The sequence below is a fragment of the Chryseobacterium carnipullorum genome (assembly GCF_900142785.1).
GTDB lineage: Bacteria > Bacteroidota > Bacteroidia > Flavobacteriales > Weeksellaceae > Chryseobacterium > Chryseobacterium carnipullorum.
This window is the reverse complement of the sequence record NZ_FRCD01000009.1, coordinates 92759-114052: the sequence shown is the minus strand read 5'-3', so window position 1 is coordinate 114052 and position 21294 is coordinate 92759. Positions and strand designations below refer to the sequence as shown.

The window sequence follows — 21294 nt, the reverse complement described above, 5'->3', positions numbered from 1 at the left end:
CAAGTGTATCAATTAAATACATTAATTAATAGTTGTTGGATTAGCCGAATATTTTTATTTAAAAGATTTCGGTTATGGAAAAGAACATTGAAATTAAAAATATAAGCACTGAAGAGATTATCAAAATTCTCAAAGAAGAGGAGGAAATTGAGTTAACTATTGAGGAAGCTGAACAAATTGTAGAATTTCTAAAAATGCTATTGACAGTCACAATAAGGGAGTTTTTAGATGAATAATATTTTAAGATTGTAGAAATGAAAAAAGCCGATTTATATATTCGTGTGTCAACCGATGAGCAGGCAGATAAAGGTTATTCCCAAAGAGACCAGGAAGAAAGACTGAGGCGATACTGTGAGAATAATAGTATCGTAGTGGGACAGGTCATTTATGAAGATTATTCCGCCAAAACCTTTAACAGGCCTGAATGGCTTAAGCTGCTTGATACTCTTAAGAAAAAGAGCTCCAAAACCAATTTATTGTTGTTTACCAAATGGGACCGTTTTAGCAGAAACGCTGGTGATGCCTATCAAATGATCAATATCCTGAAAAAGCTCAATGTTGATCCGCAAGCCATTGAACAACCTTTAGATCTTTCAATTCCCGAGAACAAGATGATGCTGGCTATCTATCTTGCAGCACCGGAAGTTGAAAATGACAGGCGTGCCTTGAATACCTACTATGGAATGCGTCGTGCCAGAAAAGAAGGAAGATTAATGGGAAGGGCGCCCTATGGATATGTGAATAAGATCACGGAAAACGGGAAGAAGTATGTCACTCAAAAAGAACCGGAAGCTTCCAATATGAAATGGGCATTTAATGAAATGGCGAAAGGTGTTTATTCTGCCAGCCAGATTATGGATATGATGAATAGGAGGGAAGGGAAAACTGTAAAAGTTAGTTCTTTTCTTGCTGGCTTGAGGAATACTGCATATTGCGGAAAAATTTATGTAGAACAATACAATGACGAAGAGGCCCATTATGTTCCAAGTATCCATGAACCTTTGATCAGTGAGGAGTTATTCGAAAAAGTGCAGAATATAATGAATGGCAATGCAAATCTTGCCAGACCCAATGTTAAAGTACTGTCTGACGATAATCTTCCACTGAGAGGATTCCTTCTATGCCCGGAATGTGGACATTTAATTACAGGCAGTGCATCTACAGGACACTCCAAGAAATATTATTACTACCACTGTCAGTCACCATGCGGATATCGTTATAGAGCAGAAATCATCAACAATAAATTCCTGGAATTACTGCAAGCATTAGAGATGAGGGAGTCCATTAAAAAATATTTGAGAAAGGTCTTGAAACAAAATTTTGAGAAGTTTATCGATAATCCTCAACATCAAAGAAAAAAGATATTAATGGAAATAGATGGATTGAATAACAGGTTAAAGTCGGCACGAAACAAATTACTGGAAGAGATCATTGATAATGAGGATTATTTGGAAATTAAAACTGATTGCAAGGACAAAATCGAAAAGTTAGAAAGCAACCTGACAAAAGTAAAAGATAAAAATAAAATAGATTTTCCGAAACTACTAGACCGTGCATTATCGAACGTTGTAGATCTTGCTAAAGCCTATAGTAGTGGGGATATCACTTTAAAACGTCAAATAATTAGTTCGATATTCCCTGAAAAATTGGAATTTTTTGAAAATCATTATCGAACTATTCGACCCAACGTTTTGCTTACCTATATCTATCAGATTAACAATGAGTTATGCGCAAAAAAAAACCGGAAAAATAGTGAATTATCACCTCTTTCCGGTCTTGTACCCAGTACCAGAATCGAACTGGTACATCTTTCGATACTAGAGTTTGAGTCTAGCGCGTCTACCAATTCCGCCAACTGGGCTTGTTTCAAATCGGTGTGCAAATATATAAACTTTTTTTAATGTTCAAAAGCTTTTTGGAGGAAAAATTTTAAAATTCTATCTCCAATCCATCGTAGGCAAGATGTATTCCTTCCGGAAGCTCCTTATCTTCAATATCATGCAGTCCCAGGTGGTGACTGATGTGGGTTAAAAATAATTTTTTAGGCTTAAGCTCGTTAAACAGGGCGATGACATCAGGAAGGACAAAATGGGCAGGATGCGGATCAAATTTTCTGATACAGTTTAAAATCAGCACATCCAGATTCTGCAGTTTTTCTTTTTCAGTGTCTGAAATGAAATTGGCATCCGTGATATACGCGAGATTTTTAAACTTATAGCCAAGGATCATAATTTTGTAATGAGTCACTTCAATAGGCGTGATTTCCGTATCCAAAACATGGAAAGGTTTATTTTCAATTTCATGAAGATCAAAAGCCGGTGCTCCCGGATATCTTTCATCAGCGAAAGCATAGGGAAAACGTTTCTTGATCTCCTGGCCAACCCTTTCGTTGCAGTAGATGGGCATATTTTTTCCACTTTTAAAAATCAATGGACGCATATCATCAAGCCCGATCACATGGTCATTGTGCTCGTGGGTCAGAAGTGCAATATCTACGTTATTTTCGTGATTAAGGAGCATCTGCTCTCTGAAATCCGGTCCGCAGTCGATCAGTATTTTTCTGCTTTCCTCTGTAGTAATCATTACTGAGGAGCGGAAACGCTTGTCTTTGGGATTTTTGGAAGTACATACTTCACATGTACAGCCTATAACGGGTACACCTTGGGAAGTACCAGTTCCTAAAAATTTCAACTTCATTTTCTTTTGAGGTTGGTTTAATTTTGGTAAATTTACGAAAAATTTTACGTCCTAATGTATCAGAAACTAACTCCTAAACAAAAAGCATTAACAATTAATCTAGATCCTACTATTTATGGTACTTTCGCAGAAATTGGAGCAGGGCAGGAGACTGTTCGTCACTTTTTTAGAGCAGGAGGGGCTTCCGGTACAATTGCTAAGGCGATGTCTGCTTACGACAAAGATTTTAGTGATGCCATTTACGGAAAAGAGGTGAAAAACAGGTATGTCACCCAGAACCGACTCCGTAAAATGCTCCGTTATGAAGTCGCGTTGATCGAAGAGAGGATTTCAAGAGAAAATAATCCGAACAGAAAGTTTTTTTCTTATGCCAACACGGTAACGACGATTAATTTCGACAAGACACTCAAAGGCCACGGCTGGGTAGGAATCCGTTTCCAGACTAAAGAAAACGAAGATTACAACGAAATCGTGATCCACGTAAAATTTAATGAAAATGATGCTACCTTACAGCAGGAAACTTTAGGAAACCTTGGGGTAAACCTTATCTTCGGAGCTTTCAACTACTACGACAATCCCAGAACTTTAATCGAATCTTTATACGACGACATTGCCAAAGACGGTCTTGAAATTGACATGATCGATTTCAGTGGTCCTGCTTTTGACTATGTTGATAACCGATTGATGTCGCTGCAACTTGTAAAACATGGAATGACAGATGCCGTAATCTTCAATTCCCAGGGGAGTAATATGCTTCCTGCCGACGTTCTGTACAAGAAGAATATATTTGCCGTACGAGGAAGTTTCAGGCCTGTAACGAAAGTGAACATCGATATGCTTAAAAACGGTCTTGAGATGTTTCAGAAAGATGCGACCTGTACTCATGAAGAAACAGAAGTCCTGATTGAGATCACCATTTCAAATCTTAGGGCAGATGGCGATATCGACGAAAGAGACTTTATGGACAGGGTAGATATTCTCGGACGACTCGGTTATACCGTGATTATTTCAAATTTCTCGGAATATTACAGACTTATCGATTATTTTGCTTCGTACACAAGCGGAGATATCGGTGTTGCCATGGGAGTGAATAACCTTCTGATGGTATTTGACGAGAAATATTATAAAGACCTTTCAGGAGGGATTCTGGAAGCATTCGGAAAGTTTTTCAGAAACGGGATGAGAGTATATCTTTACCCTTACAAAGACCCTGAAACTCATGAATTACTGGATTCTGCCAACCTTAAAGTAGAAGAAAATCTTAAAGAGCTGTACAAATATTTCAAACACAACAACCGTATTGTAGATATTACGAATCATAATCCGGAGTTTTTGGAAATTTATTCAAGAGAGATCCTTAGAAAAATAACATGCTGCATTAAAGGCTGGGAAAACCAGGTTCCTGAAGGGGTGGCAGAAATGATAAAAGAGCGTGGAATGTTCGGCTACAAAGAAGAACATTCCTTCAAACAATTCTCCTAAAAAATAAAATAAAATGTCAGAAATAAAGAAAAGACTTTCTTCCATTCTTGAAAGTCCGAAACATAACACAGAAGAGAAACTAGAGAAGGTATGTCACTTGTTGGATCAGGAAATTTCTTACTTCAACTGGACCGGATTCTACTTTAAAAACGGAGATAAAGATGAACTGAAACTGGGTCCTTACGTGGGTGCTCCTACAGATCATACCATCATTCCTTATGGAAAAGGAATTTGTGGGCAAGTTGCAGTTTCCAATGAAACCTTCGTAGTTCCGGATGTTCATCAGGAGAGCAATTATTTAAGCTGTTCTATTGATACAAAAGCTGAAATTGTAGTTCCTATCTTCAAAGATGGCCAGAATGTGGGTCAGATCGATATCGATTCGCATACGGTAGATCCGTTTACAGATGAAGACCGTGAACTTTTGGAATGGCTTTGTCATGAAGTTTCCAAAATTTTGTAATTGAAATTTTAATAAGAAATATAAAATATGAGCTCCGATTTAAAATCGGAGCTTTTTTTGTGTAAAGGGTTGTTGTAAGAGATGGTTGGCAGAGGGGAGAAGAGAGTGGGGGATGACCACCCCGTCAAAAATTCATTGAATTTTCGCCACCCCTCCAGGAGAGGGGAATTTTAGGCCGAAGAATTTGTCATGATCAACATCTTTCATTTTCGCACAACTTAAGTGATCTTCTTTTCAAAAAGCTTTTTAACTTAAGAATAACTGAAGTGTCTAAAAAAAACTTTTGTGTTAAAAAAATCAACGTTGCATCGCATGAATTTCATCCAGTAATTCTTTAAAATAATTTTCACACTTTGCAATATGGGTTCCGTACCAGGAAAATGCTTCTCCATCTACAATCATTATCTTCTTATCAGGATAGAAAGTCTTCATCTCCTCTATGTGTTTTTCTTTGAAAGGGAAAGGTTCAGAAGAAAGCATAATAACTTCTGCATCAGCAAGGTCTTCCATTTGGATTTCAGGATAGCGCGTTTGATCCTTAAAAACATTTTCAAAACCTATCTCTGCCAGAATTTTATGAATGAAAGTATCGGAACCTATCGTCATATAAGGATTTTTCCAGATGAGGTAGGCTGCTTTTACCGGGAAATCAAGTTGAGCCTGCTGTAAAACATCGTAGATCTTCAGGTTAAACTGTTGGGCTCTTTCCTCCTTATTAAAAATATTTCCGAGTGTTTTAAGAAGGTAGTAATTGTCTTCAATATTTTCCACATTAGTCACCAGTACCTTAAAATCGGCCATTAATGCTTCTACCTGTTCTTTGATATTTTCTTCTCTGTTGGCCAAGATAATATCCGGTTGCAAAGCTTTAATCTTATCAATATTGATATTTTTTGTACCGCCGATAACCGGTACATTTTTTATTCTTTGTTCGGGGTGGATACAGAATTTTGTTCTGCCGATGACTTCATGTTCAGTAAGGCCAAGATCAAATAATGCCTCTGTAATAGACGGAACTAGGGAAATGACTCTCATATTAAATTTAAAATGATTTGTTGTTTATTCAAATTTAAAAACATAAAACTCTTCATCCGGCAGCCAAATAATGCTTTAGAGATTATTTGATTTCCATAACCGGACCTTGATTTTTTTTACTGAAAACAAATTTTTCTCTAAGATTAGTCGTTGGTACTTCAAAGAACTTATAGATTATGATTGAAAATATAATCGTAAGTGCCCAATAGAGAAAATAAAAGACAGGCAATATAATATTATAATTAGTTGTAAAATCTGTCCAGGGAATACTTTTTAAAATAATTCCTTTGATAAGTGCCATATGCGTTAAATACATGGAGTAGGAGATCAGGCTAATAATAGTGATCAGATTTGCTATCTTGTATTTTGATTTTTTAAAATTGGAAAGGAAAGGAAGCAGTAATAGTGTAGCTATTGAGGTCAGGCTGTATTCAAAAACAACATTATAAAGCAGCAATGGCTCAGGAAACATATTTGAAACAAAAATCCACTTTTGAATTAAAAATATAGCGATACCGGATATGAGTAAAATTGTTGGGATTGATTTCCATAATTTAGAGTAATAATAGCTGAAATATGCTCCAATAACGCCATACATGATACTATCCAGTCTGAAAAGTACCTGATGATTAAAAGATAATGCCTTTTGAAGATCTTTTTCAGCATAAATCATATACCTCAAAAAACTGATAAAAAATAGAATGGTTAAAGCTGTGATCAGCACTGAAATTTTAGGCTTTAATTTAAAGAAAATTGTCAGGATAAAAATCAGAAAAGGAACTGTAAGATAAAACCATTCTTCTACACTCAGGCTCCATGATTCTGTGAAATAATCAGGAGTAGGATAATATAGGTTCTGACAGAAAAAATAGTAATTTTTTATAGTTCCAAAAGAGAATTTGGGATCTGTGAAAGTATAGCAAATAGTGAGAATTGTTAAAATTAAAAAATAAGCAGGTAAAGTACGGAACCACCTTTTGACCCAGAAATCCAAAAGTAATGAAAATCTGGGGGTATTGTTTTCAAGCTGCTTAATTAAAATACCACCAATCAGAAATCCACTTAAAACAAAGAAAATAGTAACTCCATCAAATGTGATATATGTAAAAAAGCGATCTACCTTTTCCGAAAATATAAATCGTCCGTGAGAGATAATTACGGTGGTAATAGCAAAAAATCTTAGTATGTCCAGTCCAAAAATTCTGTTGAGGCTTAGTTCTTTAGAAAATAATGAATAAAGGCTATCTAATTTAATTATACTGAATTTATTTTTCATTCACTTGTGTTTGCTGATTGTTAAGAAATAATTTCCAAATAAACTGAATTTATGATAAATCTTTATTTAATCGTGTTGAATATTACTTACTTGTAGTTGTTTATTTTTATTTATTGCAGATGTTGTTTTGAATTATTTATTTTTTTGATAATTGTTAAAATATCTAGCATTTATTTAAAATTACAAAAGTTTTCCTGTTAAGAAAAGTCCGGCTACGGAAAAATAAATAATAAGACCGGTAACGTCTACCAGAGTGGCTACAAAGGGAGCGGAAGAAGTAGCAGGGTCCAGGTTTAATCTTTTCAGAATAAATGGAACCATGGAGCCTGAAAGTGTTCCCCAAAGAACGATCATAACGAGAGAAACTCCTACGCTTAAACCCACATAAGGCCAGTACATTCCATAATTGAAGAATCCTGCCTCATGCCATACCATGATCCTTAAAAAGCCGATGACACCAAGAATACTCCCAAGCGCTAAACCGGTAAAAATCTCCTTTTTCATCACATACCACCAGTCTTTAAGACCGATTTCCTGAAGAGCCATCGCACGGATAATAAGCGTTGCAGCCTGAGAACCGGAGTTTCCTCCACTGGAAATAATAAGGGGTACAAAAAGGGCAAGAACCACCGCCTTTTGAATTTCATCCTCAAAATATCCCATCGCAGAAGCAGTAAGCATTTCAGAGAAAAAAAGAATGATCAGCCATGTTCCTCTTTTTTTGACCATTTCCAAAAGAGAAGTCTGCGTGTAAGGATCATCAAGAGCTTCAAGACCCCCGAATTTCTGAATATCTTCTGTGTTTTGCTGTTCGATCTGGTCCAGGATATCATCAATAGTTACGATGCCTACAAGAACACCAGCTTCAGTAATAATGGGAAGAGCAGTTCTGTCATATTTTTCAAAATAGGTTACTGCGTCTTCCTTTGAAGTGGTGGTCATGATTGCGACAAAGTGATTGTCCGTCATATCCGAGATCAGAGTATCTTCTTCAGCCAAAAGAAGGCTTCCTAAAGCAATATCATCAATCAGACGGTTTCTTTCATCCACTACGTAAAGATGATTCATGGTTTCCACTCTTTTCCCGACCTTTTTGATCTGCTGAAGACATCTTTTTACCGTCCATTCTTTACGGATCTGGATGTAGTAAGGAGTCATCAGACGGGCAATAGAGTCTGAATCGTAGCCCAGAAGCTTCAGGGCAATTCTTCTTTCCTGAGGATTGAGATGATTAATAGAGTACTTGATCAGTTCATCCGGAAAATCTTCAAAAAGAGAAGTTCTGTCATCCGGAGTCATCCCGTTCAGGATCTCAGAAACCTCTTCGCTTCCGATACTTCTGATAGTATCCTCCTGAAAGTCAGGGTCAAGGTGAGAGAAAACGTCTGCTTTGTATTCTTTCGGAACCTTCAAAAACGCAAGAAGCCTCTCGTCAGCAGGAAGGCTGCTAAGAGTTTCGGCAATGTCGGCGGGATTGAAGATAAGTTCGTCTCTGGAATTCAAAACGTGAATTTTTTGGATATGCAAAAATAATTCAAAATTTTAAGACTAAAAAAGAAACGGGCAAAATTAAGGATTAATTAAAGTGTAAAGTAGAATTGAACGTCCTTTACAGTGAAAAAAAACATCTGCCGGAGCAGATGTCAAAAAATTAAATTTTAAAGCATAAATACCTATGTTATTTCAAGAATAGGTCCGCATAAAGGATAGTAGGGTGAGGGCATACACATTCCTCCGTCACAGCATTCCTGGAATCCGCAATGATTGTGGATCTGGCATTTTTTTATCATACCGCCACCCTGGATTTCCTGTTTTTGTTTTCTGTTCAGTTTTTTTAGATTTTTCATATTAACTGGTTTTAATCAATACAATCATATTCCATACAAAGGCCTCGACAGCAAAAACCTATGAAGCATGGTCTGGTTTCACTGCATTTGTTAATACCTCCGCCATTGATTTGTCTTCGCTGATCTCTGTTGAGTTTTTTCAATTTTTTCATACGAATAATTTAGATCATTACCTATAAGATTAAAATTCAATGCATGCATATTCTTTGCAAACGCCATCACAGCACCATCCAATACTGCAAGGCTTTGTTAGGCTGCACTTGTTAATATCACCTCCATTAATTTGTCTCTGCTGCTCTCTGTTGAGTTTTTTTAAATTGTTCATACTGTATAAATTTTTAATTTGTTGAACTAAAATAGTAAAAAATATTTAATTATTCATCAAATGGTGAAAATATTTATCTAGCAATCAGTATGTTTGGATGTTGTTTTAGTTTTGTGAAGAGATTTCCCTGCGCAGCAGAATTGACATTTTACGCTCAAAAAATATTGGATGTTTGTGAGTCGTCAAAGATAATTTTTACCATCGTCCAAATTTACAATTTCCTTGCGCAGCAGAATTGCCCATTCACGTTCAAAGAATGTTGGATGTTTGTGAGTCGTCAAAGATAATTTTTACCATCGTCCAAAATTGACGATTGCCCTGCGCAGCAGAATTGCCCATTCACGTTCAAAGAATATTGGATGTTTGTGAGTCGTCAAAGATAATTTTTACCATCGTCTAAAATTGACGATTTCCCTGCGCAGCAGAATTGCCCATTCACGTTCAAAGAATATTGGATGTTTGTGAGTCGTCAAAGATAATTTTTACCATCGTCCAAAATTGACGATTTCCCTGCGCAGCAGAATTGCCCATTCACGTTCAAAGAATATTGAATGTTTGTGAATCGTCAAATGTAAACTTTACCATCGCTCAAAATTCACCATTAACTTGCAAAGCAAAATTCACTTTTCACCTCTAAAGCTCTGCTCCTTCCGAATGTTTAAGTTTCCGTAGTTTTTTCAGAATACCTTTTATGGCGCCATCGGTACCGATCTTTATAGAATTTTCCGTAGAACCCAAGAGACGCATGTTTTTTCGGTAGGTGTCATAATCCGTTTCAGTAACCAGATTTCCTCCTGCATCGAAGAGTTTCATGCTTACCACGACCTGATTGGAAAAGACATACTTACCGATGCCTACCTTAAAATATCTTACTTTGGGAACAATCGCAAAATCAGCATCGTTATTGACACAGTAATCGGTGATGGTTTGTTTTTCTATGCTGTCAAAAGGGATCTGAACCTCGGCTCTGAGCATTTTATTTCTTCTTCCGCTGAAATTATCAGAAACAGCGCTGAAGAAAGCGTGATTGGTAGGTTCTTTAATTTCTTCAATATCAGGTTCTACCTCGGGATTGAAGTATAAGATTTTTTTTACTTTGTTATCTGCATTTTTCTGTGCTTTCACTGAAATAACACCGATCAGTAAAAAAGAACTGAGTGCTGTAAAGAATATAATTTTTCTCATTTGTAATTCGTATGCAAAATTACTGCCTTTTCGTTGGATGGCATACAATTTATTAAGAAATTTTTAACATTTTTTTCTATCAAATTTGATACATGAAATCAATAATGTTTTGCTGAATTAAAAAATAGTTGTAATTTTGCAGCCGTTACATAATAATCATTAAACAATATTGGAATGTACTTAACAACAGAAAAAAAGCAGGAAATTTTCTCAAAACATGGAAAATCTGCAACAGACACAGGAAGTGCTGAAGGACAAGTTGCTCTTTTCACTTTTAGAATCAATCACTTATCTCAGCATTTAAAGGCTAACCGTCACGATTTCAACACAGAGAGATCTCTAGTGAAATTGGTAGGTAAGAGAAAAAGTTTACTAGATTACCTTAAAAACAAAGATATCGCAAGATATAGAGCAATTATTGCTGAACTAGGTTTAAGAAAATAATCTACAAAGATTTTCAAAATAAAAGCAATCTCGAAAGAGGTTGCTTTTTTTATATGTCTAATTTTTATCTTTTCCAATTTTCCCCAAATGGGTATTCTGAAAGCTGTCCGGGTATTTCAGTCCGTAGCCTAAGATCCGGTCAAATGAAGAGTGGGAGAACAGGATGGCTCCAATCATTTGTACATACGGTAAATGAAGGGCTATTCCGGTAATATATATAAGGATGGCCAATCCCAGATGATGAAAGAGATTATAGAAAAATGCTCCGGTTTTGCTGTTTACCGCATATCCCAGCATGGAAATATCAGGAGCAAAAAACAACGCTGCAAACCACCACCACGAAAGTTCAGTCCGCTCAAAAGCAAACACTCCCAATAGCAAAAAGGCAAAATACTCTAGCTTTAGCTGAATCTTCATAATCAAAAGATAGTAATTACCGGATAAGTACTTTATTCCTTGTAAAAGTTACATCTTAAATCATACCTAAAAACAAAAGTGAGACATTTTAAAAATATCTCACTTTATAGTATTGATTAAAACAGTGTATTATTTAAGTGTAAATGGTCAATTTTGCAGGGCAGTAAAATTCACCATTGGCAATTCACCATCTTTTATTGGCCGGTTTAATGTCCCGATTTAGCGTCAGTAGTTTCCACATGTCCTAAGTATTTCGTGCAATACGCTCCGAAAATCAGGATCACCAGATAGCAGAATACAGGAATAATAAATGAGTGCTGTACCCCGAACTGATCGGCAAGATATCCCTGGAAAATAGGAACGATAGCACCCCCCAGAATAGCCATCACCACTAATGAAGATCCCTGGCTGGTATATTTACCCAAACCGGAAATTGCCAACGTATAGATATTGGAGAACATGATAGAGTTAAAGATCCCAATTCCTAAAATACTGTACATCGCCAGCTCGCCATGATTCACCATTGCAGAGATTAGAAGCACCACATTCACGGCTGCAAAAATAGACAATGTTCTTGCCGGAGCTGATTTACCGATAAAGAACGCCACAAAATTAAGCGCGATGAATACTAAGAAAAAGCTGATCTGTGAAAAGGTCAGGTCTACGATACTGAAAATAACCAGAAAAACAGCGGCGGCGGCTCCCAGCATATAGATTGCTTTTTTGCTTTGGCTTAAGGATTGGTTTAAAGAAATAGCCCCAAGAAAACGTCCGATCATAGCACCTCCCCAATACAGCGAAAGGTAATTTTTACTGATAATTTCATTAAAACCCATGATCTGTGGCTGCTCCAAAAAGCTGATAATAAAGCTTCCTACTGCTACTTCTCCACCTACATAACAGAACATGGCAAAAACACCAAATTTAAGATGACTGAACTTAAGAGCACCCCAACCTTTTACAATCTCTTCTTCCTGGGTCTGGAAAGAAGGAAGTTTGACTCTTGAAATCAATAAAGCAACCAATAAAAGAATTCCCGCAAAAATCAGATAAGGGATTCTGGTGGCTACTGCGCTGAAAGAACCGTCCGGAGCAGAGAAAAATTCAAAAATCAAATGTCCTCCCAATACCGGTGCAATGGTTGTTCCGAAAGCGTTAAAAGCCTGCGTCATATTCAGACGGCTGGATGCTGATTCTTCGCTTCCAAGTAAAGAAACGTAGGCATTTGCGGTGATCTGAAGTACTGTAAAACCAAGTCCAAGAATAAACAAGGCACCCAGAAATAAAGGATAATAAGAAAAAGTTGCTGCCGGATAAAACAGAATACAGCCAAAGGCCGCGAGAAATATACCGAACATAATTCCTTTTTTATAACCTGCCTTATTAATAGGATCTCCTTTGGTAATAGAAATCAGGAAATAAATCAGTGAACCTATAAAATACGCTCCGAAAAAACAGAACTGTACCAGCATGGATTCGAAAAAGGTGAGTTTGAAAAGCTGTTTCAGATAAGGGATCAGGATATCATTCATACAGGTGATAAATCCCCACATAAAAAAGAGCAGTGTGATCGTGATTAACGGGATCGTATAATTTCTGCTCTGTGTTTTTACTTCTTTATTGATCATAAACATTTATTTATTAGAAAAGAATTGTTAAGCTCTTTCAGTTGGTTTCGTCTGCTGCATATATATTTTGAGAAGCGTGGCAAATATAAGGCAGTCGCCTGTTTTTCTGCAACTTTTCAGGTGTTTTTTTCTGTAAATCGGTGGTCTTTGTGAAGATAAAAATAGTATTTACTTTTTTTGAGACAATAATACGAAATTGGTCGGATTCTTTGATGAATTTTCTTTGGAAAAAATCTTTTTATTGATGAAATATGATAAATAAGTTGAACATTTTGTAAGTAATTCTTACTTCATCGATAAAATAGGAGAGGAAAATCTTATAATCCCGCCTGTTATTTCTGAGATTGAAAATTTAATATCTCATTATTATACGTTATCTTTGCAAACGAAAATTTAGACGAACTATCAATAATTAAAGCACTCAATACGGAGTGCAACACAAAACAATTTATGAGTATACCTCAAGCAATTACAGAAACGATTACTCTTGCAGACGGCAGAGAAATTACAATTGAAACAGGAAAATTAGCAAAACAGGCTGATGGTTCTGTAGTCGTAAAAATAGGTGGGACCATGCTTTTAGCAACGGTGGTAGCCAGTAAAGAAGCCAAAGAAGGAGTAGATTTCCTACCCTTAACCGTAGATTACAGAGAAAAATTTTACGCAGGAGGTAAAATTCCTGGAAATTTCTTTAGAAGAGAAGCGAGACCGTCGGATCAGGAGATCTTAACGATGCGTTTGGTGGACAGAGTTCTTAGACCATTATTCCCTGAAGATTTCCATGCGGAAGTTCAGGTGATGATTTCATTAATTTCTTATGACGGAGAGTCAATTCCTGATGATTTAGCAGGTCTTGCAGCATCTGCAGCAATCGCTATTACAGATATTCCTTTCAACGGACCAATGTCTGAAGTAAGAGTGGTAAGAATCAACGGAGAACTTTCTGTGAACCCTAATTATGCAGATCTTAAAATTGCCGACCTTGACATCATGGTAGGAGCAACGAAAGATTCTATCGTAATGGTAGAAGGGGAGATGAAAGAAATTTCTGAGCAGGAAATGCTTGAAGCGATCCAGTTTGCTCACGTAGAAATCAAAAAACAAGTTGAAGCTCAGGAAAGATTAGCTGAAAAAGTAGGTAAATCATTTCCAAAAAGAGAATACAGCCACGAAAATCACGATGAAGCCATCCGTGAGAAAGTGTGGAAAGAAACATACGATAAAGTATATGAAGTAGCGAAAACTCCTTCAGGAAAAGAAGAAAGAGGTGAAAAATTCAAAGCTGTTTTGGCTGAATTTTTAGCGCAATATGTTGAAAATGCTGAAGAATTAGAAAGAGTAACCCCTTTCGCCAAAGTATATTTCCATGATGTAGAGAAAGAAGCGATGCGTCAGATGATTTTGAATGATAAAATCCGTCTTGATGGTCGTGATCCTGAAACCATCCGTCCAATCTGGAGCGAAATTGATTATTTACCGGGAGCTCACGGTTCTGCCATCTTCACAAGAGGTGAAACTCAGTCTCTAACCGCGGTAACGCTAGGTTCTGTGAAAGATGCGAACATGGTAGACAGCGTAATGGTCAATTATGACGAAAGATTCTTCTTACACTATAACTTCCCGCCGTTCTCAACAGGTGAAGCAAGACCTTTAAGAGGGACTTCAAGAAGAGAAGTAGGACATGGAAACCTGGCTCAGAGAGCTTTGGCAAACATGATTCCTGAAGAAAACCCTTACACCATCCGTATCGTTTCTGATATTTTAGAATCCAACGGTTCATCTTCTATGGCCACTGTTTGTGCAGGGACTTTAGCGTTAATGGATGCAGGTATTCAGATTACAAAACCAGTTTCCGGTATCGCAATGGGATTGGTAACAGACGTTAAGACTGGAAAATTTACGGTTCTTTCTGATATCTTAGGAGATGAAGATCACCTGGGAGATATGGACTTTAAAGTAACCGGAACAGCAGACGGAATTACCGCTTGTCAGATGGATATCAAAATCCAGGGACTTTCTATGGATATCATGGAGAAAGCGCTTTTACAAGCTAAAGACGGAAGATTACATATCCTTAATAAAATCACTGAAACCATTGCAGTACCAAGAGAAGACGTGAAACCTCACGCTCCGAAAATGGTAATGCTTGAGATCTCTAAAGATTTCATCGGTGCTGTGATCGGACCTGGTGGAAAAATCATTCAGCAGCTTCAAAAAGATACAGATACGGTTATTGCTATTGAAGAAGTAGGAGAAATCGGAAGAATCGAGATTTCTGGCGTAAGCAGAGAGAAGATCAATGCTGCAATCGCTAGAATCAACGAGATTACATTTGTACCGGTAGTAGGGGAAGTATATCAAGGAAAAGTGGTTAAAGTAATGGATTTCGGAGCTTTTGTAGCCATTGCAAAAGGAACTGAAGGATTACTTCACATTTCTGAAATCGAATGGGCTCGTCTTGATAAAGTACCTTACAACGAAGGAGACGAAGTGGAAGTGAAATTCATGGGTTATGATGACCGTAAGAAAATGAAACTTTCAAGAAAAGTTTTGTTGCCAAGACCTGCAAGACCTGAGTCTAAACCAAGACCTGAAGGACAAGACAGACCTCAAGGTGACAGAAGACCAGAAAGACAGGACAGACCAGAAGGTGATAGAAGACCAGCTGATCAGGCTCCAAAGGAAAATCAAAATCCTTCATCTGAAGCTTAAGATTTAACATCTTAAATAGATATAAGAAATCCCTCAAATTGAGGGATTTCTTTTGATTTAATAGTAAGTAGTAAAACAATGAAACAGGTTTTTGTCTTTTTTAAGCAAAGTTTTTACCTAATCCTTTTCTTTTTACTGATTAGATCAAGAGAGGCTGTTGGTAGCAAGAGCGCAAAGTTTGAAAAATGTTGATGTTTTTAAGACGCAGGACAATCGAAGATTTTCAGCAAAGTTTAGCAGATTTTACTTGTTGTTTATTTCGCTGATCATGTCGTTGATAAAATTTTTATCATCAGTTTAAAAGATGACCTATATCGTTTTAAATAATGTATCTACCTGCTTTTTTGTGGCTGCTTCAGGGCAGATTCTATAAAACTCATGAAGCAGATCTACCGAAGATGGTTTTCTGGGATAGTGATTGTTCTGAAGGAAATGCCTTAATGCCTTATTTACCTGCTCTTCTCCAAGCAGTTCACTTAATCTAACCATTGCTACAGCGCCTTTTGAATAAGCTATATGCGGAAAATCACCTGTTGATTTATAGATAGGCACGTTTTCAGAGAGTCCCTTTTCATTGTCGTAGATTTGCTGATGCATGGCGATCCTTTCTTTCATTTTTTCGGTGCCGTGCATTTTTTTATAAAGCATCATTTCGGTATACATGGCCAGCGTTTCCGTAAGCATAACGTTACCTTCTCTGGCATCCGGATCAATTTGGCTGTTTCCCCACCACAAATGGGAAAGTTCGTGTCCTGCAAGTTCATTGATAACATCCTGCTCTTTATCAGCATTGATGTTGGCATGGAAAATCATATCTTCAGGCATAAAGATCGCCGATGGATACGCTGTCGCTGCAAATCCTCTGGTGAAAGATGAGATCTCAGCAAAACTGACTGTTTTAAAAGGATATGTTCCAAAATTCTGTTCACAGTAATCCAGCGTAATTTTTGCGTTGTCAAGAAGATGGTCTACATTTTCGAAATGTTTTTTGTGGTAGAAAATATTCAATGTAATGCCTTTATACACGACACTTTTGGTTTCATAATCTGCAGACGACACTGCAAAACGGAACGGAATATTTTCCGCTTTGTACTGAAAATAATTTCGTCCTGACTTTTTCCATTTTTTAACCAGATCTCCGGTACCAATAGCGGTCTGGTTGTCTTCCGTGGAAACCGTCATATCTAAATGGATAAAATTCTTTTCAAAGACTCCCGGATCTTCCGGTTTTTTTAATTTTGGAAGTTTTGCGAGGTGATTTTCCTTTCGCAGTTGTTCATCCTGAATTTCTTCCCCTTTCTGATATCCGATCGTAGGATAATATCTGCTGATTCTCATAAAGGAACCGTTTTCTATAATGGCATTAAAGGATTGATGCCCGTTCACAGCATACCATTTATGCGAAAGTTTAAAATTCAGGTAAGCTTTTTCTCCAGATTTAATAGGTTTCTTTATCTTAACTTCTGAGGTGTTTTTATTTAATTTTATTATTTCAGAACCTGCACTGAAAATAGCGGATTCAATCTTGAGATCCGGATTAAAATTAATGAGGATTTTGTCAATAGGATGATCCGTAAAGTTGGTCAGGATATACTTTCCAGAGATCTGATATGAATTTTCTGAAGGATATAATGCAATTTCCGTAGTCACATCGGTAATTTGTGGCTGAGGAAGATTTTCATATTGTTTACAGTCATTTTCGTACTGAGCCGCTGCTGAGATTGTTTGTTCTTCATTTTTCGGAATATATCCGTGCATGAAAAATGTTCCTGCATAAATCCCTGAAATAAGCAAAAGAAGGCTGGGAATAAAGGTAGCCAGATTAAATCTTTTCGCTCTGACGATAGTATTGATCATCCATAAAAATGAAATCAATCCGGCTCCGAATAAAAGTCTTTCTGCAAAAGCATAGGTATAGACTCCATATCCGTTAAAGTCGCTGTAACTGCCTTTAAAATCTGAAAATATTCTGAATAGAGGATAAGGAATTAATTTCCCGGAAGCAGGACCCGTCAGCAAAAATACCATAAGAACGGAACTCCCTAAAGCAATAAATTTATTCCGGATATGATGATTGATGAACAGCAGGAGTCCTGAGAAGAGAATCAACGGAAAAGTGTTGAAAAGAAAGACACTCAGATAAGCATTCCAATCGATAGGGAAATACTGATAAGCTGCCTGAAAAAGTATACCTTCAGTAATTAAGATCATGGTAAAAAGAAAAAGCAGAGCACTGATAGAAATGAAATGTCCTGCCATTTTGCTTTTTGAAAAGAAAGTACTGTCTTCGATCAGAGAAAATCCGGAAGAACGACTCCTCCAATATAAATCATTAATAAAATAAGCGGCAAGAAGAAATCCAAACAACGGAAAGTTTTCTGAAATAGTGGTGGCCATGAGACCGGAACTGGCATACTTCTGCGGAAGACGGATTCCTTTTTCAATCTCCGCATACATTTCCATTCCTACGAAGAAAAGCAGAAGTATTGAAACTGCAGGAATACTGATGCTTCCGAAAAGATAAAGTAAATCAATCTTTGCAAAGGAAAACAGGGAGCGGAGAGCATTTTTTTTACCAAAACCCAATTCTGATATCGAATAGTGGGCCGAAGAAATGCTTTGGTTTTCAGCACAGGAAACTGCTTTTTTTACTTTTTGTTTTGAAACCGATGAAAAAGAAAATAAACGGTAAGTAATCAGAAGAAATAGAGCAGCCATCGTGAGAAAAACAAGTCTGTTGATCAGTAAATATCCTGTCATATATACGATTGAAGTGTTTTTTTGATGAACAGAATATGTTCTCGCTTCAAAGAAATAAGATGACAATCCAAACGGATCTGCAAGGGCGGAAAATTGCTGGATCTCAACAGACTGAGGTAAACTTCCTGCCATAAAAGGCGAATTGGAAAAGACTAAAATGACCATATACAGAACATAAAGCAGAAGCCCGCCTACGACAGTCAGTAATTTTTTCTTCGCTGTCAATGAAATGAAAAATAGAAAACTGCATACAAAAAAACAGTTAATGAGACCAAAAATAAGCACAGGATACAGGTAATAGCCTCCATTGAAATAGCTCTGCATTTCACTTCCTGTCCGCAGGATCTGGCCTGAAAGAAAACCTGCCATTAACAAGAAAAAACTTAAAAAAGTCTGTAGAAAATAGATGCTGAATTTCCCATTTATATAAGTCCATCTAGACAAAGGAAATGAAAAAAGCAAAACATCAAATTTTGAATCTGAGTCTTTGAAAAGCAGCTGTACCGCAAAAATAACCGCAATAAATATAATGGAAAGACTCATCATTCCTGTCATAAAACCAATGGTATACGGTGAGTTCAGATAGATTCCTTCCCCTACAGTGAGATTGAATGCATTGCCGCAAAAGACCCCGATACCTATCAGAATAAAGGCTATAAGATAAGCTGGCCAGTGCTTGGTGATGCGTCTGGCTTCAAATAAAAATATAGAGTTCATGACTAAGGTTTTTGAGTGAGTGTACGGAAATAAACGTGTTCCAGAAGGGGATTTACCGCATTGAAATCTCTTGGTTGTTCTTCCGAAAATACAGTAATATGAAGTTCTCTTTCTATCAGCTGGCGGCTGATGATGTCATGACTGGAAAGGTAATTTTCCAGTTCATTTTTGTCAATTGGTTTGGACCAGATTCTGTTTTCCAGTTCGGAAATGAGTTCTGTCGGTTTTCCTTGTCGTAGAATCTGTCCATTATTCATAACAGCCATTTCCGAGCATAAATTCCGGACATCTTCCACCAAATGGGTTGAAAGAATAACGATAACCTCTTTGCTGATGTCATTCAGAAGAGCATTGAAACGGTTACGTTCTTCAGGATCAAGGCCTGCAGTAGGTTCATCTACAATAATGATTTCAGGATTTCCCAAAAGGACCTGAGCCACCCCGAAACGCTGCTTCATTCCCCCGGAAAAAGTATGAACTTCTTTTTTTCTGAAATCCGAAAGATTGACTTTTTCAAGCAGACTGAGGATCTGTTCTTTACGCTCTGTGCTGTTGGTAATTCCTTTTAAAACAGCGATGTGCTCCAGAAGATCATACGCAGAAACTTTCGGATAGACGCCAAAATCCTGGGGAAGAAAACCCAGCTTCTGTTTAATAAAATCAGGATCTTGGGAAATATCCGTTCCGTTGAAAATGATCGTTCCTGAAGTGGGTTTCTGCAGTCCAACGATGGTTTTCATTAAAGAAGATTTTCCGGCCCCGTTCGGTCCAAGTAGGCCAAACATGCCGTTGCCGATCTCAAGCGATATATCTTTAACCGCCTGATAGCCATTTTTGTAGATGAGGCTAAGATTGTCGATAGATAAAGTATTCATATGATAAGGTTTGGATAATAGAAGGGTAGAGCATACCGTGAGGGTTGCTTAAAGTAAGGATTAGATTTCAGACATTAGATTTCAGACATCAGATTTTAGGCTGAGTCTAAGACTGAGAGCGATTAAGTAGATATTTGTGAGTTGTATTTTTAATACTCAGACTTTAAAGCCCACAAACAAGGACTCCGAGACTGAAGAGATTATTCCCGATACTCAAGAATATCTCCGGGTTGGCATTCAAGAATTTTGCAGATCGCTTCCAGGGTATCGAAACGGACCCCTTTGGCTTTGCCTGTTTTAAGAATGGAAAGGTTAACAGGGGTAATTCCTAATTTTTCTGCCAGTTCTTTACTCTGCATTTTTCGCTTGGCTAGCATGACATCTAAGTTGACTATGATCGGCATTATATAAATAGGTCTTGTTCGTTTTGCAAATGTAGTCCTTGCTTAAAGATATTTGCAAGAAACAGACAGAAAATTCCAAGCATAAAGTGGATAAACACCAGTCCCCAGATGATACTTTCCACTTCCACAAAAAAACTTGCGACGACAACAATCGGTAGCGGAATGAAAATATTATACATGTAAAAGCTCTTAAGCTGAAGTATATTTTCTTTTGTAAACAGTTTTGACTGAAAAAATACTTTGAAAACTAGCGCCGAAAGCCAGAAAAAAATTCCATAGGAAAGTAAAACCAGCAGAAATGAAAAGATGATATACGGATAATGATGTTCAATATTCAGAAACGGTTGTTCTGTAAATGGATAATTGATATGAAGATACTGATCATTCTTATACGGAGTCACTGCAAAACCAGTGGCAAGACATATTATGGAATAGACTAAAGTCATTAGATAACCTGCGGAAAGCACAATGCAGAGATAATACAGAATTCTGGAAATAATTTTGGTCTGTTTCATAGCAATACTCATTTAACTGTTGCAAATGTATAATTAATTATCGTAAAACAATAATTAATTTAAATAAAAATATATTTATTACTCTAAAATGAGGATTGAAAACGAAAAGAAATGCTTTGTTTCATCTATATTTTGCATAAATTTAAAGTGTAAAATTATTCTTAATGGCCTACAGTACTGAACTTGCAGATAGAATCAGAGAAAGACTTTCACTCGTTCCTGATCTTGAGATCAGAGAAAAGAAAATGTTCAGTGGATTATCATTTTTAGTCAATGATAAAATGTGTATTAACGTAAGCCATTATAATCTCATGTGCCGTTATCATCCGGATCTGGAAGAGGAAGTTTCCGAAAGAACGGGATTTCTTCCCATGATGATGAAGGGAAAACAGCTCAAAGGATATTGTTATGTGGAACCTGTGGGGTTTCAAAAACAGGATGATTTTGAGTACTGGATAAAAATAGGCCTGGATTACAATGCAATAGCTAAAGCGTCAAAGAAAAAATAACCT

Annotated in this window: 20 protein-coding genes, 1 tRNA gene and 1 pseudogene; 7 read left to right on the top strand and 15 right to left on the bottom strand. The window is 37.0% G+C overall.

Annotation, left to right across the window (positions count from 1 at the left end):
• The first annotated feature begins 74 nt into the window (after window positions 1-74).
• Complete coding sequence (locus tag BUC06_RS23555; RefSeq protein WP_117590505.1) at window positions 75-236, top strand: DUF2624 family protein; 162 nt, start codon at window positions 75-77, stop codon at window positions 234-236.
• 18 nt (window positions 237-254) lie between these two features.
• Window positions 255-1241: pseudogene (locus BUC06_RS24445) on the top strand (recombinase family protein); the annotation flags it as partial.
• Window positions 1242-1779: 538 nt separating this feature from the next.
• Here the strand turns inward: BUC06_RS24445 and BUC06_RS11675 are convergent.
• Together BUC06_RS11675 and BUC06_RS11670 are read right to left on the bottom strand one after the other, a co-directional pair.
• Window positions 1780-1861 (bottom strand) — tRNA-Leu (locus BUC06_RS11675).
• A gap of 68 nt (window positions 1862-1929) precedes the next feature.
• On the bottom strand, window positions 1930-2697 hold the full coding sequence (locus tag BUC06_RS11670; RefSeq protein WP_073334070.1) for an MBL fold metallo-hydrolase: 768 nt from the start codon (window positions 2695-2697) through the stop codon (window positions 1930-1932).
• Between the two features lie 54 nt (window positions 2698-2751).
• Between BUC06_RS11670 and BUC06_RS11665 the strand changes: the two genes are divergently transcribed.
• Window positions 2752-4179 (top strand): nicotinate-nucleotide adenylyltransferase, encoded by a 1428-nt coding sequence (locus BUC06_RS11665; RefSeq protein WP_073334069.1) that lies wholly within the window; start codon window positions 2752-2754, stop codon window positions 4177-4179.
• A gap of 13 nt (window positions 4180-4192) precedes the next feature.
• Window positions 4193-4642 carry a GAF domain-containing protein gene (locus BUC06_RS11660; protein WP_073334067.1) on the top strand — a complete coding sequence of 150 codons (450 nt, stop codon included), beginning with the start codon at window positions 4193-4195 and terminating at the stop codon, window positions 4640-4642.
• A gap of 297 nt (window positions 4643-4939) precedes the next feature.
• Here BUC06_RS11660 and BUC06_RS11655 read toward each other — a convergent pair whose 3' ends face one another.
• The 7 genes from BUC06_RS11655 to BUC06_RS11640 all read right to left on the bottom strand — a co-directional run bounded on the left by BUC06_RS11655 (window position 4940) and on the right by BUC06_RS11640 (window position 10310).
• Entirely contained in the window at window positions 4940-5677 is a 738-nt protein-coding gene (locus BUC06_RS11655) for an ABC transporter substrate-binding protein (RefSeq protein ID WP_073334065.1), read from the bottom strand.
• 82 nt (window positions 5678-5759) lie between these two features.
• Window positions 5760-6953, bottom strand: a complete 1194-nt coding sequence (locus BUC06_RS11650) for an acyltransferase family protein (protein ID WP_073334064.1) — start codon at window positions 6951-6953, stop codon at window positions 5760-5762.
• A 180-nt stretch (window positions 6954-7133) separates the two neighbouring features.
• Window positions 7134-8456, bottom strand: a complete 1323-nt coding sequence (mgtE, locus tag BUC06_RS11645; protein ID WP_073334062.1) for a magnesium transporter — start codon at window positions 8454-8456, stop codon at window positions 7134-7136.
• Window positions 8457-8626: 170 nt separating this feature from the next.
• Entirely contained in the window at window positions 8627-8800 is a 174-nt protein-coding gene (locus BUC06_RS23825; protein ID WP_167367421.1) for a bacteriocin-like protein, read from the bottom strand.
• A gap of 11 nt (window positions 8801-8811) precedes the next feature.
• Entirely contained in the window at window positions 8812-8952 is a 141-nt protein-coding gene (locus tag BUC06_RS23820) for a hypothetical protein (protein ID WP_167367420.1), read from the bottom strand.
• A gap of 29 nt (window positions 8953-8981) precedes the next feature.
• Window positions 8982-9125, bottom strand: a complete 144-nt coding sequence (locus BUC06_RS24495; RefSeq protein WP_455423369.1) for a bacteriocin-like protein — start codon at window positions 9123-9125, stop codon at window positions 8982-8984.
• A gap of 633 nt (window positions 9126-9758) precedes the next feature.
• Entirely contained in the window at window positions 9759-10310 is a 552-nt protein-coding gene (locus BUC06_RS11640; protein WP_073334060.1) for a pyruvate decarboxylase, read from the bottom strand.
• A 174-nt stretch (window positions 10311-10484) separates the two neighbouring features.
• On the opposite strand from BUC06_RS11640, the gene rpsO reads away from it, so the two are divergent.
• Window positions 10485-10754, top strand: coding sequence for a 30S ribosomal protein S15 (rpsO, locus tag BUC06_RS11635; protein ID WP_073334059.1), 270 nt, complete (start codon window positions 10485-10487; stop codon window positions 10752-10754).
• A 57-nt stretch (window positions 10755-10811) separates the two neighbouring features.
• On the opposite strand, the gene BUC06_RS11630 is transcribed toward rpsO, so the two are convergent.
• Window positions 10812-11171: a DUF4260 domain-containing protein gene (locus tag BUC06_RS11630; protein ID WP_073334057.1), complete on the bottom strand. Its 360-nt coding sequence runs from the start codon at window positions 11169-11171 to the stop codon at window positions 10812-10814.
• Between the two features lie 206 nt (window positions 11172-11377).
• Window positions 11378-12799 (bottom strand): sugar MFS transporter, encoded by a 1422-nt coding sequence (locus BUC06_RS11625; protein WP_073334055.1) that lies wholly within the window; start codon window positions 12797-12799, stop codon window positions 11378-11380.
• Window positions 12800-13249: 450 nt separating this feature from the next.
• Here BUC06_RS11625 and BUC06_RS11620 point away from each other — a divergent pair, with 450 nt between their 5' ends.
• Window positions 13250-15511 (top strand): polyribonucleotide nucleotidyltransferase, encoded by a 2262-nt coding sequence (locus tag BUC06_RS11620; RefSeq protein WP_073334053.1) that lies wholly within the window; start codon window positions 13250-13252, stop codon window positions 15509-15511.
• 309 nt (window positions 15512-15820) lie between these two features.
• Here the strand turns inward: BUC06_RS11620 and BUC06_RS11615 are convergent, their stop codons facing one another.
• The 4 genes from BUC06_RS11615 to BUC06_RS11600 form a co-directional block, all read right to left on the bottom strand.
• The gene (locus BUC06_RS11615; protein WP_073334052.1) at window positions 15821-18988 is read right to left on the bottom strand and encodes an ABC transporter permease/M1 family aminopeptidase; all 3168 of its coding nucleotides are present in this window, start codon (window positions 18986-18988) and stop codon (window positions 15821-15823) included.
• Between the two features lie 2 nt (window positions 18989-18990).
• Window positions 18991-19863, bottom strand: coding sequence for an ABC transporter ATP-binding protein (locus tag BUC06_RS11610; RefSeq protein ID WP_073334050.1), 873 nt, complete (start codon window positions 19861-19863; stop codon window positions 18991-18993).
• 200 nt (window positions 19864-20063) lie between these two features.
• Window positions 20064-20267, bottom strand: coding sequence for a helix-turn-helix domain-containing protein (locus BUC06_RS11605; protein ID WP_040995723.1), 204 nt, complete (start codon window positions 20265-20267; stop codon window positions 20064-20066).
• Window positions 20267-20782: a DUF2975 domain-containing protein gene (locus BUC06_RS11600; RefSeq protein ID WP_073334205.1), complete on the bottom strand. Its 516-nt coding sequence runs from the start codon at window positions 20780-20782 to the stop codon at window positions 20267-20269. The genes BUC06_RS11605 and BUC06_RS11600 overlap by 1 nt, the downstream gene beginning before the upstream one ends.
• Before the next feature lie 164 nt (window positions 20783-20946).
• Between BUC06_RS11600 and BUC06_RS11595 the strand changes: the two genes are divergently transcribed.
• Entirely contained in the window at window positions 20947-21291 is a 345-nt protein-coding gene (locus BUC06_RS11595) for a TfoX/Sxy family protein (RefSeq protein ID WP_073334049.1), read from the top strand.
• Window positions 21292-21294 lie beyond the last annotated feature (3 nt).

Bases quoted from the DNA above. Each gene is read 5' to 3' on its own strand.
- BUC06_RS23555 (WP_117590505.1), top strand. From the start codon at position 75: ATGGAAAAGAACATTGAAATTAAAAATATAAGCACTGAAGAGATTATC.
- BUC06_RS11670 (WP_073334070.1), bottom strand. From the start codon at position 2,697: ATGAAGTTGAAATTTTTAGGAACTGGTACTTCCCAAGGTGTACCCGTT.
- BUC06_RS11665 (WP_073334069.1), top strand. From the start codon at position 2,752: ATGTATCAGAAACTAACTCCTAAACAAAAAGCATTAACAATTAATCTA.
- BUC06_RS11660 (WP_073334067.1), top strand. From the start codon at position 4,193: ATGTCAGAAATAAAGAAAAGACTTTCTTCCATTCTTGAAAGTCCGAAA.
- BUC06_RS11655 (WP_073334065.1), bottom strand. From the start codon at position 5,677: ATGAGAGTCATTTCCCTAGTTCCGTCTATTACAGAGGCATTATTTGAT.
- BUC06_RS11650 (WP_073334064.1), bottom strand. From the start codon at position 6,953: ATGAAAAATAAATTCAGTATAATTAAATTAGATAGCCTTTATTCATTA.
- BUC06_RS23825 (WP_167367421.1), bottom strand. From the start codon at position 8,800: ATGAAAAATCTAAAAAAACTGAACAGAAAACAAAAACAGGAAATCCAG.
- BUC06_RS23820 (WP_167367420.1), bottom strand. From the start codon at position 8,952: ATGAAAAAATTGAAAAAACTCAACAGAGATCAGCGAAGACAAATCAAT.
- BUC06_RS24495 (WP_455423369.1), bottom strand. From the start codon at position 9,125: ATGAACAATTTAAAAAAACTCAACAGAGAGCAGCAGAGACAAATTAAT.
- BUC06_RS11640 (WP_073334060.1), bottom strand. From the start codon at position 10,310: ATGAGAAAAATTATATTCTTTACAGCACTCAGTTCTTTTTTACTGATC.
- rpsO (WP_073334059.1), top strand. From the start codon at position 10,485: ATGTACTTAACAACAGAAAAAAAGCAGGAAATTTTCTCAAAACATGGA.
- BUC06_RS11630 (WP_073334057.1), bottom strand. From the start codon at position 11,171: ATGAAGATTCAGCTAAAGCTAGAGTATTTTGCCTTTTTGCTATTGGGA.
- BUC06_RS11625 (WP_073334055.1), bottom strand. From the start codon at position 12,799: ATGATCAATAAAGAAGTAAAAACACAGAGCAGAAATTATACGATCCCG.
- BUC06_RS11620 (WP_073334053.1), top strand. From the start codon at position 13,250: ATGAGTATACCTCAAGCAATTACAGAAACGATTACTCTTGCAGACGGC.
- BUC06_RS11615 (WP_073334052.1), bottom strand. From the start codon at position 18,988: ATGAACTCTATATTTTTATTTGAAGCCAGACGCATCACCAAGCACTGG.
- BUC06_RS11610 (WP_073334050.1), bottom strand. From the start codon at position 19,863: ATGAATACTTTATCTATCGACAATCTTAGCCTCATCTACAAAAATGGC.
- BUC06_RS11605 (WP_040995723.1), bottom strand. From the start codon at position 20,267: ATGCCGATCATAGTCAACTTAGATGTCATGCTAGCCAAGCGAAAAATG.
- BUC06_RS11600 (WP_073334205.1), bottom strand. From the start codon at position 20,782: ATGAAACAGACCAAAATTATTTCCAGAATTCTGTATTATCTCTGCATT.
- BUC06_RS11595 (WP_073334049.1), top strand. From the start codon at position 20,947: ATGGCCTACAGTACTGAACTTGCAGATAGAATCAGAGAAAGACTTTCA.